The following is an 18115-nucleotide window of genomic DNA, read 5'->3' as shown; positions in this document are numbered from 1 at the left end:
TGTCCGCGACACCACCCGATCGGCCCGCGCGTCTTCCGTCGAATCAGGCGTCCCTCGTCTTAAGCTGGAGAGGCTCCACCGCATCACCCACCCTGGCGTGTGACCCGTGCCATATCGCGTCCGCCGAGGTCAGCGGCCACGTCCACCGGCCCGAGGGTGGCAAAAGCCCTATGCGGGGTGCGTTCGCGCGCGCGAACAGTCAAAATGTTCTCTGTGGCACAACCGACGACGCAGCTGAACGCGACGGAGCAGGACACTCTGGTCAAGCAGATCGGACTGGCCCTGCTTCGCGCCGCCCCGCGCGACTGGCGCAAAGTCTCCGCGGAGTACCGAGCCGTCGGCAGGTACCACGAGCTGACCGGCGAGATCGTGCTCGAAGACGGCACCGCCCAGGAATGGATCGCGACGCACGACATCGCGACCCTCTTCGGCAGGCTCCGCGCGGGCATGTACCGAGACGGCCGCGGCACCTGGTTCAACGCGCGCTACCAGCTGGACCACCCCTCCAGCTACAACCTCGAGTACAACCGCGACGAGCCCGGCTGGCACCTCGCGCCGCCGCCCCAGGCGTACTCCGACGAGCTGCGCATGTTCCCGCGCACCGAGGAGAACGTGCCCGAGTGGCTGATCCGCCGGATGTCCGGCCTAGGCCCGGAACAGCCCGGCCCGCACTTCCGCATCGCGCGGATCTTCGACACCATCGGCCCGGCCGGCCGCCCGGTCATCAACCGTCCTGACCTGGACGTCGACGAGCAAGACCGGCTGCTGGATTATCTGGACCACGCCCCTGTCGTGGTCCAAGACCGCGGCTACGACATCGACCGGCTCGCCCAGACTCCGGAAGCGACGGTGCCGGTCGCCTTCCACAGCGACGGCCACTGGATCTGGCCCGCCGCGGTGAACTTCTATCTCCGCACGTATGGCGTTTCGCCGGAAGCGGACCTGATCGAGCACATCCGGGCCAACGGGTTCCAGCTTCCGCAGGTGGACGAGCTGACCCTGCAGGGCGCGGCGGCGTATCTGACTCGCGGAAGCCAGGCTCCTCAGCAGCGACCTGCTCCTGGGGCTGGCGGGCCGGGCGCTCCTGGCGGACCGAGCGGGCCTGGCGCTGGCGGACCGGGCGGTGCTGGGGGACCTGGCGCTGGCGGGCCTGGTGGCGCTGGTGCGCCGGGCGGTCCTGGCGGGCCTGGCGCTGGCGGAGCGGGTAACGCTGGCGGCCCCGGCGGTGCCGGTGCGCCGGGCGGACCCAACGGCTCAGTGGGACCGAACGGCGTCGGCGGCCCTGGTGGCCCCGGCGGATTCGATTCCCACGGACCGGGTTCCGGTGGTGCTGACGGCCCCGGCTCCGGCAGCGCTGGTTCCGGTGGACCCGGCGGCCTTGGCGCGGCCGGAGTTGGCGCAGCCGCAGCCGGACTCGGCGCAGCCGGCCTGGGCGCAGCCGCACTCGGCGCGGCCGGTGGAAGGGGCGGAAGCCCCGACAACTTCCACCAGGCCGAGGAATTCGGTGCCCCCGATTCCGGCAGGCCCGGCGCCGCTGGCCGACCCGACGACTTCCATCCCGCCGACGACTTCGGCAACCCCGACTCCGGCAGGCCCAGCGGCCCCGACAGGCGCGGTCCGGCCGACGAATTCGACAACCGCAATCCCGGCAGGCCGGACGACTTCCACCCCGCCGACGACTTCGGCGGTCCCGGCTCCGGCAGGCCAGCTGGCCCCGACGGTTTCGACTCGAGCGAGTTCGGCGCCCCGGGCTCCGGCAGGCCCGGCACGGCCGGTCGGCCAGCTGACCCCGACAACTACGACCCAGCAAGCGAATACGGCGCCCCTGGTTCCCGCAGGCCCGGCGCAGCCGATGGCCTCCGCGCGGCCAGCGGCCCAGACGATTTCGGCCACGACGGCCTCGGCGCGGCCAATGAATTCGGCGGCCCCGAATCCGGCAGGCCCGACGCAGCAGGCCGATCCGACGGGTTCGGCAGGCCCGACGAGCGCAGTGCAGCGGATGAATCCGGCTTCGACGACCGCGGCGGGCCCGGTGCGCGTGGCGGTTCCGACGCTCCCTTCGAGCCCAACGGACCAGCCGCACGCGGCGGTTCGGACAGGCCTGGTCCGCAGGGCGTGGGCGCGCAGGATGTGCAGGGCGGTCCGCAGGGCACGCGAGGCGGGCCGGACAGCCCCGCTGGGTCGCACGGACTGGGTGTAGCCGCGGGAGCCGCCGGCGCGGTGGGAGCTGCCGGGTTCGCTGCCTCGCGCGGGGCTGGCCAGCAGGCCGACCCCCGCGACGCGAACGGCACCCACGCCGAACCCGGCCACCCGCACGAGGCCGGCTACGACGAGCACCCTGACGCGTCCGGCTACGACGACCGGGCCCACGACCCCGCCGGTTACGCCGAACCCGGCCACCACGACGCCGACGGCTACGACCAGCAAGGTCACCCCGACTCGGCCTACGACCAGCCCGGCCACGCCGAGGGCTACAACCAGCACGACGAGGCTTACGACGAGTCCGGCTACCGCGACTCCGCCTCCCACGGCGACTACGACGAATCCGCACCGCACGACGCCCGCGGATACGACGCCGAGCCGCACGGGTACGAGGGCCACGAGGGCGACTACTCCGACCAGCACGGGTACGAGGACGCCGCCTCCCACGAGCAGTACGCCGAGCCGCACGGATACGACGAAGCCGCCGGTCAGCACGGGCACAGCGAAGCGGGTTACGACGAGCTGCACCACGCCGATGACGCCGGGAGCGGCTACGAAGACGAGCACCTCGACGCGCACGGGAGCAAGATCCCCGGCGTCGGCGCGTTCGAGCAGCCGGCCGCCCCCCGCACCGACGACGGGCTTGTCGGCGCGGATGGCCTCATCGGCGCCGACGGGCTCATCGGCGCGGACAACTCCGCCGACGAACCCGCCGCCTCGAACCGGCACACCGCCGAGCCGGACGCGGGCCGTCGCGGCGCGGCAGCGGACGCCGACCAGGAGGGTGGCCGTCGGCGAGCCCAGCCGGATGCCGAGGCGGACGACAGCCGTCAGGAAGACGTGCGGCTGAACGCCGAGAGCGGCGGACGGCGCGGCGCGGAACCCGACAGCCAAGCCGAACCGGCGGACGAACACGGCAGTCACGTCGGCGCGGCTGCGGCCGGGATCGCCGCGGCCGGTGGCCTGGCTGCGGCCGGGATCGCGGCCGCGCACGGCCGGGGGCGCGAGAAGGAGGCCGAGGGTCGCCACGGCACCGCGCCGGAGCGTCCCGCGGAGCCGCCGTTCGAGCAGGACTTCGACGGCGCGCAGTACGACCGCTACGACGACGGTCACGACGGTCATTACGACGACGAGGACCACACCGACGTCCACCACGACCTCGTCCCCGGTCGCAACGGCACCGGTCCGGGACACCCGGACGACGAGGACCACACCGACGTGCACGAGCCGGTCGACGCCGGCGACGAGCCGGTGCTCTTCACGCACGGCAACGAACCGTCCCGCGACGACGACGAGCAGCGGGCCGAACTGTTCACGCACTCCAGCGGTTACGAGGACGACAACCGCCGCGAGGCCGAGTACGACTCGGGCCCGCCGACCGCGATGATCATGCCGGGGGCCGAGATCCCCGGCGGGCTTCCGGTGCCGGAGATGCCGGTGCCTCCACTGTCCGGCGGGCGGCGCGCGGCACGGGAGCAGACCGAACCGGCTCCGGTGGCGCGGCGGGAGCAGCCCGCCGAACCGGAGCTGGCCGACCTGCAGGCGAAGCTCGACGAGCTGAACGTGCCCGACGCCGCGTACCGGCTCGGCGGCCCCACCGAACGCGGGTGGAGCGTCGAGCAGGTGGGCGAAGGCTGGCGCGTCGGCTGGTACGACGGCGAGCTGATCAACCCGGCCGTGTTCGGCGACGCGGAGGACGCCGCGGCGTTCATGCTCGGCAAGGTGCTGCTGTACCCCGACGGGTATGTCGCGCCGGAAGCTCCCGCGCCGGCTGAGCCCGTCGCGGACGCGCCGAAGCCTCCGGTGGTGGCGACGTTGTCGCCGGAGGTCGCGACGGGTTCGTTCCCGGTCCGGCCCCGCGAGAACGTGCCGCCGCAGGAGCAGACCGCGTTCACGCCCGCCGATCAGCTGCTGGCCGACGACGAACCGCCTGCCCGGCAGACCCCGCCGCCTGCCCCGCCGACGCAGATCGCGGCACCGGTGAGCCCGCAGACCCAGGTGGCCCCTCCGGTCAGCGCCCCGCCGACGCAGATCGCCTCGCCGGTCAGCGCTCCGCCCACCCAGGTCGCTCCGCCGGTCAGCCCGCCGCAGCGGCGGGAACCGCCGGTGCGGCGCGAGGAACCGGTGCGCGCCAACGGAACCGGCGGCAGCGGGCAGTGGCCGATCGCGCCGCTGTCCGGGGAACCGCCGCTGACCCTGTTCCGCGGCAAGGAACTGCGCGAACTGCCCGCGGGCAGCGAGCTGGACCGCTTCGGCGGCCCAAACGGCAACCTGACCTACGCGGCGGGCACCCCGTTCGAGGAGCGTTCGCTGGTGCCGGAGTGGGTGAACCGGCCGTACCACGTGTACCGCGTGCAGCGGCCGCTCGAAACCCTTGCCGGGGTGGCGATCCCGTGGTTCAACCAGCCGGGCGGCGGGTCGGCGTACCTGCTTCCGGCGAGCATCGAAGAGCTGCTCGCCGAGGGCGACCTGATCGAACTCGACCCGGGCGAACCGCCGATCGACTGAGGACGCGGAAGAGGGGCGGGGCCAGCGGGCTTCGCCCCTTTTTCGTGCCCGGAAACGGGCTACTTGACGACCAAGCCATGGGCCGCCGCGAACGCCACCGCCAGCTCGACGTCCACGTACGCGCCGCGCAGATCCGCCTGCACCAGCCCGTTCGCGTCGACCACCGCGCCGCGCAGGTCGGCTCCGGGAAGTTTCGCGCCGATCATCCGGGCTCCGGACAGGTCCGTGCCCCGCAGATCGGAATCCGTCAGATCCGTCTCGTTGAGATTCACTTCCCGCATCCGCAGACCCGACAGGTCCAGTTTCCGCAACCGGCCGCGCGCGAACGACGCCAGCGACAGATCGCATTCGGTCAGCGCGATCCCGGTGTAGCGACAGTCCACAAAGGACGAACCAAGCAGCGAGCACGACGACCAGCGGCTGTCGGCGAGCACCGAGCGGTCGAACGTGCACGAACGGAACGCCGACGCGTCGTGCCGCGAGCCGGCGAGGTCGACCTTGGTGAAGTCGCAGTTGTCGAAGGTGCAGCCGCGAGTGCGCAGGTCGCGCAGGTCCGCCTCGGTGAAGTCGCAACCCGCGAACTGGCGTTTTTCCCACCACTGGCCGGAAAGTCGTGCTTCGGTGTAGTCCTCGCCGGTCTCCGTCACCCCGACAGGATGACATCAGCCCCGGCGCCGCCTCGTCGACGGGGTGGTTGCGAGCCGCCGGAAGGCGTGTGTCCACGAACTGTCCGCCGGTCATCGGAAGTCCCGTGATTTCGTGGGAATCCGCAGCGTCAGCTGCTCGAGTTTCTGCGCGCGCACGCTCGCCACGCTGTCCGCTTTTTCGAGCACTCCGTGCACCAGCAGGGCCGCGCTGCCCCGCGCGATCCGGTGGAACCGTTGCCACAGCCCGAGGGTGCAGATCACGTTCACCATGCCGGTCTCGTCCTCGAGGTTCAGGAACGTGACTCCACCGGCGGTCGCCGGACGCTGGCGGTGCGTGACCGCTCCCCCGACGAGCACCCGTTCCCCGTCGCCCCGGCTCAGCAGCTGGTCGGCGGTGATCACCCCGAGCGCGTCGAGCCGGTCGCGGATGAATTCCGTCGGGTAGCTGTCCGGCGAGATCCCGGTGGCCCACACGTCGGCGGCGGCGAGGTCGAGCCCGTCCATCCCGGGCAGCATCGGCGCGTCCACGCCGACGCCGGTGCCGGGCAGCTTCTCCGGCCGGTCCTGTGCGACCGCGCCCGCGGACCACAACGCCTGCCGCCGATCCGGACCGAACGCGCTGAACGCGCCCGCGGTGGCCAGTGCCTCCAGCTGCGGCGTGGTGAGCCGGACGCGCCTGCCGAGGTCGGACATGCTCTCGTAGCGGCCGTTCGCCCGCCGTTCCGCCACGATCTCCTCGGCCAGCGTTTCGCCGATCATCCGGACAGTGCTGAGCCCGCCGCGCACCGCGTGGAGTTTTCCGTTGCCCGGCAACGCTTCCAACGTCGCGTGCGGGAGGCTCAGGTTGAGGTCCGGACCGAGCGTGGTGACGCCGTGCCTGCGCGCGTCCGCCACCAGCGACTGCGGCGAGTAGAACCCCATCGGCTGCGCCCGCAGCAGACCCGCGCAGAACGCGTCCGGGTGGTAGTGCTTGAAATACGCGCTCGCGAACACCAGATGCGCGAAGCTCAGCGCGTGGCTTTCCGGGAAGCCGAAGTTGGCGAACGCCTTGAGCTTCTGGAAGATCTTCTCCGCCAGCTCCGCGTCCACCTCGTTGGCGATGGCTCCGTCGAGGAACCGTTTGTGCAGCCGTTCCATCTTCCGCTGCGACCGTTTCGACCCCATCGCGTGCCGCAGCTGGTCGGCCTCGGCCGGGGTGAAGTTCGCGACGTCCAGGGCGATCTGCATCATCTGCTCCTGGAACAGCGGCACCCCTAACGTTTTCTTCAGGGCCTTCTTCAGCAGCGGATGGTCGTACTCCCACTCCTCGCGCCCCTGTTTGCGGCGGATGTACGGGTGCACCGAACCGCCCTGGATCGGGCCGGGGCGGATCAGCGCGACTTCCACGGCCAGGTCGTAAAACGTCTCCGGCCGCAACCGCGGCAACGTCGCCAGCTGAGCCCGGCTCTCCACCTGGAACACGCCGATCGCGTCGGCGCGGCAAAGCATTTCGTAGATGTTCTCGTCGTTGAGGTCCAGCTCGGCGAGATCGATCACCTCGCCTTTGTATTCCTCGACCAGGTCGAGCATGTAGTGCAGCGCGGAGAGCATGCCGAGCCCGAGCAGGTCGAACTTCACCAGCCCCGCGGCGGCACAATCCTCCTTCTCCCATTGCAGCACGCTGCGGTTCTCCATCCGCGCCCATTCGACCGGGCACACCTGGCTCACCGGTTCCCGGCACATCACCATGCCGCCGGAGTGGATGCCGAGGTGCCGCGGGAAGTCTTCGAGCGCGAAGGCGAGCTGCACGACGTCGCGCGGGATGTCGTGGTCGTGGTCCTTTTCCGTGCTTTGCAAGGCGCCCCAGCGGTCGATCTGCTTGCTCCACGCGTCTTGCTGGCCGGGCGAGTAGCCGAGCGCCCGGGCGGCGTCGCGGATCGCGGAGCGGGAGCGGTAGGTGATCACGTTCGCGACCTGTGCGGCGTTGAGCCTGCCGTGCTTGCCGTAGACGTACTGGATCGCCTCCTCGCGCCGGTCGGACTCGATGTCGATGTCGATGTCCGGGTAGCCGTCGCGGTCGGGCGCGAGGAACCGTTCGAAGAGCAGGTGGTACTCGATGGGATCGACCTTGGTGATCCCGAGCGCGTAGCACACCGCCGAGTTGGCCGCGGAACCCCTTCCCTGGCACAGGATTCCGCTTTCCCTGCAGAACCGGACGATGTCCCAGACGATCAGGAAGTACCCGGGGAACTCGAGCTTCTCGATCACCTCCATCTCGTGCTGGATCTGCTGCCAAGCCTTGTCTTCGTGGGCCTTGCCCGAGTAGCGCTCTTCGAAGCCCGCCTTGACGAGGTTTCGCAGGTGCGTGGTCTCGGTCTCGCCAGCCGGGACGTCGAACGGCGGCAGTTCCGGTGCGAGAAGCTCAAGCGGAAAGGCGCATTCCATGCCCAGCAACGCCGACCGCTGCACCGCGCCCGGATACCGCTGGAAGACTTCGGCCATTTCGTTGCCAGAGCGCAAGAACGCGGTGCCATCGCCGGGCAGCCAGCCTTCGAGGTCGTCGATGCTGCGCCGGGCGCGGATGGCGGCGAGCGCGTCCGCGAGACGGCCGCGTTCCGGGCGGGCGTAGTGCGCCGCGGTAGTCGCGACGGTGGGCAGTTTCAGTTCGCTGGCCATCTCGGCGAGCAGGTCGTTGTGCACGCTGTCGAGCGGCTGGCCGTGGTCGATCAGTTCGACGTATACCTGGGTCTGGCCGAAGAGGTCGACCAGCCGGCGCAGTTCGGCGAGCGCGGCGTCCGGGCCTTCGCGCACCAACGCCGATCGCACGGATCCCTTGCGACAGCCGGTAAGCACCGCGCATTTCCCGGCGACTTCCTCTGCCACCGCGGACAAATCGTAGATCGGACGGCCTTTTTCGGCACGCTCCGCTTTTTCGTCTTCGTGGCCGCGCAGCTGTCCGGCGGTGATCGCGCGGCACAGGCTGCGGTAGCCGTCGTCGCCGCGGGCCAGCAGCAGAAGGTGTTCGCCTTCGGGGTCGGCGACGCCGTTTTGCGGACCGGACAGCCCAAAACTCAGCTCGGTGCCGAATACCGTTGCGACGCCTAGCTCTTTGGCCGCTTCGGCGAAGCGGACCACGCCGTACATGCCGTCGTGGTCGGTGAGCGCGATCGCGTCGAGCCGCAGCCGCGCGGCCTCCTCCACCAGCTCCTCGGGATGGCTGGCACCGTCGAGGAAACTGAAGTTGGAGTGGCAGTGCAGTTCGGCGTACGCCACTCGCGGCCCGGCTTCCAGGTCGCTGCGCGGCGGCGGGATGTCGGCCGGGCGGCGGTACGCCTCGCGTTTGCGTCCCCATGCCGGACTGTCTCCGTGGTCGCCGGGCGGCATTCCGCCCGACAACGCCCGCGCGAGGTCCTTCCACGGGACCGGCGGGTTGTTCCAGCCCATCGTCAGTCCACCCGGTTCTCAGGGGATCGACGGGGTTCCGGGATCAGCAGCGCGATCAGCGCCGGGTCGAACGGGCACGGGGGTTCGACCGGAACGCGGGGCGCCGGCAGGTCGTGGTTCATCAGTTTCCTTTCGCTGTCACAAATATTTACGAGCAGGTGCGGATCCGTGCTTCCTCAGTCGTAGCTTCCCTCCACTGTCCACACTGGATTTTCAGTTCCGGAACAGAGGACGAGCACCGCCTCCGGTGCCTCGTTTTCCCCCGCCGCGAGCAACAGTTGCAGCCGGGCTTGCTGCGGCCCGGTCGACCGACGGCCCGACGTGACCGGCCACGGACCGGCCCATCCGGTGATCGGCCGCGGCGGTCCGTTCGCGACGCGAAGCCCGTGCGGCGGCGCGGTCAGCCGTTTGCGCGCGGTGAGGCCGACTGGGCGGCCCTGCTCGTCGATGACCTGGACTGGCAACGGTTGTTCCAGCACCGTCGCCGGAGACGGGGAGGGCAGCCGTGCCGGCCACGTAGCGTCCGGCGGTCCGACGGCCTCCCTTGGGTCGCCCCACGGAATGAGCCGGACCCGGCTCGCCGGATCGCGTCCGCCGTCGAGCAGCGGCGTGACCACGCCTTCCGGGCCGAGCAAGCCTTGCACCCGCACGAATGCCCGGCCTGCCCGTTCGGCAGCCACTTCCTCGTCCTCGCCGGGGCCGGCACCGGGATCGCTCCCCCGCCACAGCCCCAGCTGCAATGACCTCCCTTCGACAGTCTCTTCCGGTTCGAGCCGCAACCGCGCGACCCCGGCCGTGGGCCGTTCGCCGGGCGAGGCCTTGAGCCATCCCTCGAACTGCCACCGGACCCGGTCCGCAACCCCTTGCGGCGTAAGTGGTTCCGCACAACGCCAGACGCGACCGAGCTGTTCTCCGTTCTCAGTGGTCGCGTATATACCCAATCGTGTGCACGCGAGCCCGCGATCAGCGAGCGCGGCATGGAACCGCGCGCCGAGTTTTTTGGCCATGAACGCGGCGACATCCACCCGGGCAAGCACCGGATCGAACGATTCGGCGAGCGACAACTCCGGCGGCGGACTGCGGCGCAACGGCGGCCGGTCGGACAACCCCCGGGCCAGCCGATGCGCGAGCACCCCGGTGCGCCCGAACCGAGCGGCGACGTCCCGCTCGCCGAGTTCGGCGAAGGCGCCGAGCGTGCGCAACCCGAGCCGGACGAGCAGGCCGACCAGATCCGCTCGCTCAGAGCCTGGCTGGTCCAGTTCGAGCACCGGCAACGGCGCGAGGAATTCGGCAGTCCGCCCAGGTTCGACCAATGCACCCTGCCGCGCGGCGAGGGTCGCCGCGAACAACCCTTCCGCCACACCGACCTGACATTCGACCCCAGCCGCCGCGGCCACCTGGTCCACCAGCTTCTCCGCGAGCTGCGGTTCGCCGCCGAAATACCCGGCCGCACCCGCGACGGGAACCGCGAGGAGGCCGGGCCGCACCACTTCCAGCCCGACGACCAGCTCCTCCACCGCCGCCGCGACATTCTCGAACAACCGCGCGTCCCGAGCGTCGTCCACGCCGAACACCGCCAGGTCCGGGCATTGGGATTCCGCTTCTCGCCGCCGCATGCCGCGCCGGATGTTCCGCGCCCGCGCGACCGCGGTGCACGCGACCACCCGATTGGCCTGGAACACCGCCGCCGGCCGGGTAAGCACACTCCCCGCCGCGGCGACGGCGGCGACCGCGGGCCAGTCCGGACACCACAGGACCAGCATTCGCGTCGGATGGCGACGCGCATCCTTGTGTCCTTTGTGGACTCTACTGGTCACCCGACTGCCTCTTCCCGTGCTGCGGCGCGCTTCTCGCCCCGGGAAACCCGCCCGTCCGAGCCGGGCAGGAACACCGCCGCCGACCGAGGGCGGGCCGCTGCGCCGCGTCCCCGGGCGTGGACTTCGACCGGGCGGGAACGGAGGTGTCCCGCACCGTGCTCTCGCACCCCGGTCCAGGCGCCCGGGGTGCAGTGCAGCTCGACGTCGGCGGAAGGCCAGGGCCCCAACGAAAGCAGCACCGCCCCGCGATGCCTTGCCCGCGCCGCGAGCCGGCGCGCGACGTCCGGCCGGACCGAACGGGGCTCGGTGACCACGAGGTCGACGCCGTCAAGCAGAGCGGCCATCACGGCTTGGTATTCGGCGCCAGGCTGAGGAACCAGCGCGAGCCGCGAGACGGCGACCCCGTGCTCAGCCGCCGCGACAATCCCCAGAGACGGAGCACCGACGACCGCCGCCCACGCCCCGGCGACGGTCGCCTCCGCGAGCAACGCGAACAGCAACGAGGTGGAGTGGTGGACCGCGATGACGCTTCCGCGTCGCAACCCAGCCCCGGGGAGGAGATCGGCCAGGGCTGGGGCCACCGGGAGCATCCGCCCGGCGACGTGGCCCCAGTCGGCCCGGGAAGCCCGCTCGGCCGCGACAGTGCTGGCAGTGCTGACGCCGGGGAGGGCGGTCAGTTTGGCCAGCGGGTGCGAGGGGTCCGCGGGTGAGGACGGGTCGGCGGGTGAGGGTGAGGGCGGGTCGGCGGGATGGAGCCGGGTTGGGGGGCGGAGTTTCGGCGGGTTGGGCGTTGCGGGGTCGGGGGTTGCGGGGTCGGGGGTTGCGGGGTCGGAGGTTGCGGAGTCGGGGGTTGCGAGGTCGGGTGAGGTTGCCGGGTCGGGTGGAGTCGTGGGGTGCAGCGGGGTCGGAGGGGTGAGCGGAGTCTCGGGCGGGGTTTTCGGACCAGAGCCAGGTGGGGTTGCGGGACCGGGTGGGGTTACGGCACTGGGTGGCGCTGCAGGGCTGGGTGGCGCTGCGGGGCCGGGTCGAGTTGCGGGGTGCAGCTGAGTCGGAGGAGCGAGCGGAGCGTCAGGCGGAGTAGCCGAACCGGACCCAGCCGGGGCTACCGGACGAAGCCGAGCGGGCGGTTCGATCGGATTCCCCGATTCAGGCAGAGACGGAGAATCGCGTTCAGCAGATGGGGCACCTCGAGCAGGCGGCTGCGGGCGGGCAGCTGAACCATGCTGGGCCGCCGGTTTGAGCGGAGTCGGTGAATCAGGTTCGCTGGACGCGCGCGGGTCAGCAGACGATGCGGCCTTGGCAGGAAACGCACCAGGACGAGGTTCGCGACCGGATTGGGCCTGCGAACGAAGCCCGGTCGGCGAGTCGGCTTCTGCCGTTCGGCCGAAGCTGGAGGGCATCCATGGCTCGAACGCCACGTCCAGAGAGCTCAACCGAGCACGGGATCCGTTCTCCCCCAACGAGAACATCGACCTCGACACACCGGCGGACATCGCGGCGACCGGCGTTCGCTCCTTCGCCAACGCTTCGATCGCCGACCACGGCACCGATACTTCCCACGAGCGTGCCGGCCGCGCCTCCGGCACGCTCGTGGGGGCGGAAGCCATGACTTCCGCGTCGGAGAAGTTCTTCCGAGACGACCTGGCGGGCTTCTTCGGCTTCGCAGGAATCCCCGCGATGCCAAGGAGATCGGTCGAGTCAGAGCGAGAAGGCAGGACCGGCACATCCAGGTCCTCGGCCGTCGCCGAAGCCGCACCCGCTCCAGAAAAACCAGCCGGGACCGAACCGTCCGCAGAAGTCCCCTCGGCCTCAAAAACCGCCCCCGCGGCCTCTGAAGCTCCTGTCTCTCCCGCGGCCTCCGAAGCAGCCCCCGAAAAAGCAAGCTCCGAAGAAGCAGCCCCCGAAGCCACTCCGGTCGTCACCGGTTCCCTCCTTCCTCCGAGATCGACCGACAGCCCGCCCCGGGAGCAAGGTCGTCAAACCCAGCCCGGGACGGACGCCGGCACACCGCGGGGAAGGCGGTTCCGCATCCTCATCCGCGCGGAATCCGCACGGTCACCCAACAATCGCACCCGAAAACACACCACTGCGCCGAACAGTATCGAACACTCGTTCGACACCACCTAGTCTCACTCGCCCCCTCCCCGGCTGTCAAGCGCGGACGGAGGAAGAACCCGAAAGATCACCGGGACACCAGGAAAACAGCTCTTTACACTGGGAACCCTGATGAAGACAGGACACATCGCCCTGCGGGGTTTCGCCGAAGCTGACCTGCCGGTGCTCGACCGGTTCTCCACGGACCCGGACGGCGCCGGGTCCTTCCAGTGGACGAGGTTCACCGGACCGCAGGCCCGACGCCGGTTCGCCGAGGACGGGTTCCTCAGCCCGGCCTCAAGCGCGGTCGCCGTGACAGTCGACTCGGTCGTCGCCGGGATGGCTACCTGGGAGGCGGCCGACCGGGGCGGGCCCGCAGGCGGGTGCTTCCGGGTCGGCGTCGCGTTGCTGCCCGACTATCGCGGCCACGGCACCGACGCGAAGGCGTACCAACTGCTCGTCGACCAGCTCTTCCGGCACACTCGCGCGCATCGGCTCGAAGCCTTCGTCGACAGCGAGGACGTCACCGGGCAGCACACGCTGGAGAAGACCGGCTTCCACCGCGAAGGGCTGCTGTGCCAGGTCACCTGGCGCGACGGCGGCTACCGCGACGAGGTCGTCTACGCGATCCTGCGCGAGGGATGAAAAAACCGGCCGGGACCCGAAAGTCCCGGCCGGCCACCAAAAAATCAGTGCGCGAAGTGGCGCGTCCCGGTGAGGTACAGCGTGATCCCGGCGGCCTCGGCGGCGGCGATCACCTCGGCGTCGCGGATGGACCCGCCGGGCTGCACGACGGCGCGCACACCGGCCTCGATCAGCACCTCGAGTCCGTCCGGGAACGGGAAGAACGCGTCCGACGCGCCGACCGAGCCCTTCGCCCGGTCGCCCGCCCGCGAGACCGCCAGCCGCGACGAGTCGACGCGGTTGACCTGGCCCATGCCGACACCGACGGTCGCCTGCTCGTGCGCCAGCAGGATCGCGTTGGACTTCACCGCGCGCAGCGCCCGCCACGCGAATTCCAGGTCCGCCAGGGTCTGCTCGTCGGCGGGCGAGCCGGTGGCCAGCTCCCAGTTCGCCGGGTTGTCGCCGGGGGCGTCGATCGCGTCGGCGGTCTGCACGAGCACGCCGCCGGAGATCGGCCGGAACTCCACCGGGGACGCGTTCTCGATCGCGGGCAGCTTCAGCAGCCGCACATTCTTCTTGCGCTGCAAGATCTCCAGCGCTTCCGGCTCGAAGTCGGGGGCGAGCACGACCTCGGTGAAGACCTCGGCGATCTGCTCCGCCGCCGCGACGCTCACCGGACGGTTCGTGGCGATCACGCCGCCGTACGCGGACACTGGGTCGCAGGCATGCGCCTTACGGTGCGCTTCGGCGATGTCCGTGCCGACAGCGATCCCGCACGGGTTGGCGTGCTTGATGATCGCGACAGCCGGCTCGGAGAAGTCGAAGGCGGCACGACGCGCGGCGTCAGTGTCGACGTAGTTGTTGTACGACATCGCCTTGCCGTGAAGCTGCTCCGCGTGCGCGAGGCCCGGCTGCGCGCTGCGGTACAGCGCCGCCTTCTGGTGCGGGTTCTCGCCGTAGCGCAGTACGTCCGCACGGTCCCATGTCGCGCCGAGGAAGTCCGGGAAGCCGCTGTCGTCCGAAGGCGCGTACGCGTTGGCGAACCACGAAGCGACAGCGGTGTCGTACGCAGCCGTGTGCGCGTACGCCTGCGCAGCGAGCCGCTTGCGGTCCGAGAGTTCGAAGCCGCCCGCGGAGACCTGCTCGAGCACCCACGCGTACCGCGCCGGGTCCACGACGACAGCGACGCTGCCGTGGTTCTTCGCGGCCGCGCGCACCATCGCGGGACCGCCGATGTCGATGTTCTCGACGCAGTCCTCGGGGCTCGCGCCGGACGCGACAGTCGCCTGGAACGGGTACAGGTTCACCACGAGCAGGTCGAACGCCGCGATGTCGAGCTGCTTGAGCTGCGCGACGTGGTCGTCGTTGCCCTGGTCGGCGAGCAGTCCGGCGTGCACGCGCGGGTGCAGCGTCTTGACCCGGCCGTCAAAAGACTCCGGGAACCCGGTGACCTGCTCGACCGGCGTGACCGGGACCCCGGCGTTCGCGATGACCTTCGCCGTGCCGCCGGTCGACACGATCTCCACGCCGGCCGCGTGCAGGCCGGTCGCGAGCTCGAGCAGGCCGGCCTTGTCCGAGACGCCGATCAGCGCGCGCCGGACCGGGCGCCGCCCCTGTGCTGTGCTCACGAAAACCTCACCTTTCGTCCGTCCACGGTGCACCCACCACGGCCGAGTCGCTCGATCGTTTCAACCAGCAGCCTGCGTTCCACGGCTTTGATCCGCTCGTGCAGGACGTCTTCGGTGTCGTCGGTCTCCACCGGCACCGCCTCCTGGGCGATGACCGGGCCAGTGTCCACCCCTGCGTCGACGAAATGCACCGTCGATCCGGTGACGCGCACGCCCGCGGCCAGCGCGTCGGCGACCGCGTGCATCCCGGGGAACGACGGCAGCAGCGCGGGGTGGGTGTTGATCACGCGGCCCGCGAACCGCGACAGGAACTCCGGTCCAAGGATCTTCATGAAGCCAGCGGACACCACGAGGTCGGGCTGGTAAGCCGCGACGGCCTCGGCGAGCGCGCGGTCCCACGCGGCGCGGTCCGGATGGTCGGCGACACGCACGGTGAACGACGGCACGTCGGCCCGTTCCGCCCGCGTGAGCGCCTCGATTCCGGTGCGGTCCGCGCCGACGGCGACGACGGAGGCCGGGAACCCGGGCTGCCCGACGGCGTCGAGCACCGCCTGCAGCAGCGTGCCGGAACCGGACGCGAGCACGACGATCTTCACCGGAGTGGGCAGTTCCAAGCGGCTGGCCAGAACGGGCTCCTTGCACGGCGGTACGCCTCGGGCGCACGGCGCTTCACCAGGTCGCCTCAACCCTAACGGTCGTCCTCGGCGGGCTTCGCGTCGCCGGAGTCCTCGGTGGACTCGGTCACAGCGTCCGGCTCTTCGGCGGGGGTTTCGGGCTCGGCTCCGGGCTTGTCATCCTCGGCGGCGGTGTCGGTTTCCGGCTCGTCCTCCGGCAGGTCGAGGCCCAGTTCGGCGTCGGCCTCGGCATCGAAGTCCTCGTCGTCCGACGCGTCTTCGGCCAGGTCCGAGTCCTCCTCGGAGTCCGCGACGTCCTCATCGGACTCGGACTCCTCCGGCTCGGCATCCTCAGCATCCTCAGCGTCCTCAGCCGCATCCGGCTCGGACTCGGTCTCGGCTTCCGGCTCAGCCTCGCCCTCGTCCTCCACCTCAAGCGAGCCCACCGGCCGCATCGGAGAATGCGCCCCCGCGAAGAACGCCACGAACCCCGCCGGAATCACGATCCAGCAGAACGCCACGATCGACGCCACCCCGACCGGCACGCTGACCGGGTCGAACGGACCGTCGCCCAGCCGTCCGCCGGCGAGCGTCCCCAGCAGCACGCAGCCGAACCCGACGACCGCTCCCGCGACGACCACGACCCGCAGCCGCGCCGCCGGGTCCTCGTCCACCGCGCGGACCGACCAGCCGACCAGCACCCCGACCGCCAGCGGCAGCACCAGCAGCACCGGCCACCACGACGCGGCGTGCTCGGGAATGCCGCCGAGCAGCGGAACCCCGGGCACGGAACCGCCGCGGTAGCCGATGAGGTGCACGTCGAAGCTGCCGATGCTGAACCCGGGCCCGCTCACGAACGACATCGCGGCGACCACGGCGTTCGGCAGGTACAGCACGGAAAGCAGGAACAGTCCGAAGCTTCCGCCGAACGACGGCTCGAACAGGCTGGACACCGTCCGCGCGGACAGCGCCGTGGCGGCGGTCAGCGTCAGAGCACCAGCGGCCAGCAATGCGAACAACCCGAGCAAGCCCGCGCGCAAACCGCGAAGAGCGAGCGGGTCGAGCCGTTCGGCGAGCACCTGCGGCATTCCGAACCGCCAGAGCACGCCACCGGTGGCCGCGAGTCCAGAGATCACGGCAGGCACCACCGCGGCGAGCCAGAAGTTCGCCCGTACCGGTTCGCCGATCGACAGCAGCGAAATCAGCACGCCGAACACCAGATGCGCGCCGGAAATCGTGGCGATCACCGGGACCGCGTGGCGCAGCCGGGCGCAGCGAAGGCTTCGCACCGCCTTGGCTGCCGCCCGCGCGACCAGCAGCACCACCCCGATCGTCGGCAGCAGCGGCAGCATCCCGAGCGGATGACCGCCGATCCCGAGTTCGACCTGGTAGGCGGCCAGCCAGCCGGGTCCCGCCGACAGCAGCACGCCGCCCGCGGAGAAGATCGCGTGCTGGGCGGTCAGCGTGACGAGCGCGAGCAGGGTGGCGACCGCCGCGTAGCCGGTGACGAGCGGACCGAGCGCCGCGGAGAGCAACACCCGGAACCGGGGAACATCCTGGTCAAGGGAGTCGCCCACCGGCTCGTCGCCCGCGGGGCGTCCGGGACTGGTGAGCACCTGCATGTCCCCGACCATGACATCCGCGCTCGGCCGTCCGGGTGAGGCACGCCGCCCGGCGGACGTGGCGAATCCAACGCCCACCCGGTCGTGGCACGAGGGCAATAAAAACACCCGCTGTGACACGGAGAGTCACAGCGGGTGGGTAATGCGAAGGGGTATCAGCCTTGCTGTCCGAAACCTCCGGGCGGCGTGCCCGGTTTGTTCTGGTCTGCCGGCGGCTGGAAGAACTGGCCCTGCTGCGGCGCGTACGTCGTGGCCTGTCCGCCCGGAGGCGGCGTGGCGGGCGGCTGCTGCGGGGACGGCGGCTGCTGTCCCGGAGCCTGCTGGGGCGACTGCTGCCCGGGAGCAGGCTGGTACTGCGTCGGCTGGTACTGGCCCGGCTGACCGTAGGGCTGCTGGTACGCCGGGGCGGCCGGCTGCGACACCGGCGGCTTGAGCACGCCGTATTCGAACAGCAGCACGGCGACCGACGCGGCCATCTGCAGGAGACCGAGGATCAGCACCACGATCACGATGGCAGACGAACGGCCCGAGATGACACTGTCGAGCGCGCCCAGCCCGCCGAGCACGCTGAACAGCGCCGCGAACGGCAGCGTCTTCGGTCCCTTGGGCAGCAGGTTCATCGCCGACAGCAGACCGCCGACGAGCAGGAACAGAATGGCCTGCCCGGCCGTGCCCGCTTCGGCGGCGAAGCCGAGGAAGTACTGCACCAGCCCGAGTCCGGCGACGCCGAGGGACAGCAGCAGCGGAAGGTTCGGCGGCGTTCCGGCACCCGCGGCAGGCGGGCCCTGCTGCGGCTGGGGCTGCTGCGGGAACCCGCCCGACGGGGGCGGTCCCTGGGACGGCTGGCCCTGCTGGGGGTAGCCGGGCCCGCCACTGGGGAAGGTCATCGGAAGGTCTCCTGTCTCATCGACCGGCGGTTCGAGATCCTGCGGTGCC

At 70.9% G+C, this 18115-nt stretch carries 11 protein-coding genes; 3 read left to right on the top strand and 8 right to left on the bottom strand.

The genetic code is table 11. The features are described from left to right. Positions 1-213 precede the first annotated feature (213 nt). Positions 214-4710, top strand: a complete 4497-nt coding sequence (locus ACZ7OI_RS31475; protein WP_470267728.1) for a glycohydrolase toxin TNT-related protein — start codon at positions 214-216, stop codon at positions 4708-4710. Between the two features lie 59 nt (positions 4711-4769). Here ACZ7OI_RS31475 and ACZ7OI_RS31470 read toward each other — a convergent pair whose 3' ends face one another. The 4 genes from ACZ7OI_RS31470 to ACZ7OI_RS31455 all read right to left on the bottom strand — a co-directional run bounded on the left by ACZ7OI_RS31470 (position 4770) and on the right by ACZ7OI_RS31455 (position 11187). Then, the gene (locus ACZ7OI_RS31470; protein WP_470267727.1) at positions 4770-5357 is read right to left on the bottom strand and encodes a pentapeptide repeat-containing protein; all 588 of its coding nucleotides are present in this window, start codon (positions 5355-5357) and stop codon (positions 4770-4772) included. A gap of 90 nt (positions 5358-5447) precedes the next feature. Then, a complete protein-coding gene (locus tag ACZ7OI_RS31465) occupies positions 5448-8780 on the bottom strand; it encodes an error-prone DNA polymerase (protein WP_470267726.1) in 3333 nt (1110 codons plus the stop codon). A 176-nt stretch (positions 8781-8956) separates the two neighbouring features. Further along, positions 8957-10543 carry a DNA polymerase Y family protein gene (locus tag ACZ7OI_RS31460; protein WP_470268044.1) on the bottom strand — a complete coding sequence of 529 codons (1587 nt, stop codon included), beginning with the start codon at positions 10541-10543 and terminating at the stop codon, positions 8957-8959. 50 nt (positions 10544-10593) lie between these two features. Further along, positions 10594-11187 (bottom strand): hypothetical protein, encoded by a 594-nt coding sequence (locus ACZ7OI_RS31455; RefSeq protein WP_470267725.1) that lies wholly within the window; start codon positions 11185-11187, stop codon positions 10594-10596. Positions 11188-11893: 706 nt separating this feature from the next. On the opposite strand from ACZ7OI_RS31455, the gene ACZ7OI_RS31450 reads away from it, so the two are divergent. Both ACZ7OI_RS31450 and ACZ7OI_RS31445 read left to right on the top strand, forming a co-directional pair. Beyond that, complete coding sequence (locus ACZ7OI_RS31450) at positions 11894-12724, top strand: hypothetical protein (protein WP_470267724.1); 831 nt, start codon at positions 11894-11896, stop codon at positions 12722-12724. 99 nt (positions 12725-12823) lie between these two features. Next, positions 12824-13336 carry a GNAT family N-acetyltransferase gene (locus ACZ7OI_RS31445; RefSeq protein WP_470267723.1) on the top strand — a complete coding sequence of 171 codons (513 nt, stop codon included), beginning with the start codon at positions 12824-12826 and terminating at the stop codon, positions 13334-13336. A 44-nt stretch (positions 13337-13380) separates the two neighbouring features. On the opposite strand, the gene purH is transcribed toward ACZ7OI_RS31445, so the two are convergent. The 4 genes from purH to ACZ7OI_RS31425 form a co-directional block, all read right to left on the bottom strand. Then, entirely contained in the window at positions 13381-14943 is a 1563-nt protein-coding gene (gene purH / locus ACZ7OI_RS31440) for a bifunctional phosphoribosylaminoimidazolecarboxamide formyltransferase/IMP cyclohydrolase (RefSeq protein ID WP_470267722.1), read from the bottom strand. Continuing rightward, a complete protein-coding gene (purN, locus tag ACZ7OI_RS31435) occupies positions 14940-15557 on the bottom strand; it encodes a phosphoribosylglycinamide formyltransferase (RefSeq protein ID WP_116205966.1) in 618 nt (205 codons plus the stop codon). Before purN ends, purH begins: the two co-directional genes overlap by 4 nt. Before the next feature lie 74 nt (positions 15558-15631). Then, the gene (locus ACZ7OI_RS31430; protein ID WP_470267721.1) at positions 15632-17179 is read right to left on the bottom strand and encodes a cell division protein PerM; all 1548 of its coding nucleotides are present in this window, start codon (positions 17177-17179) and stop codon (positions 15632-15634) included. A gap of 155 nt (positions 17180-17334) precedes the next feature. Continuing rightward, positions 17335-18066, bottom strand: coding sequence for a DUF5336 domain-containing protein (locus ACZ7OI_RS31425; protein WP_470267720.1), 732 nt, complete (start codon positions 18064-18066; stop codon positions 17335-17337). Positions 18067-18115 lie beyond the last annotated feature (49 nt).

The sequence above is a fragment of the Amycolatopsis sp. NPDC114503 genome, from assembly GCF_055633655.1.
This window is presented reverse-complemented; position numbering and strand designations above follow the sequence as displayed.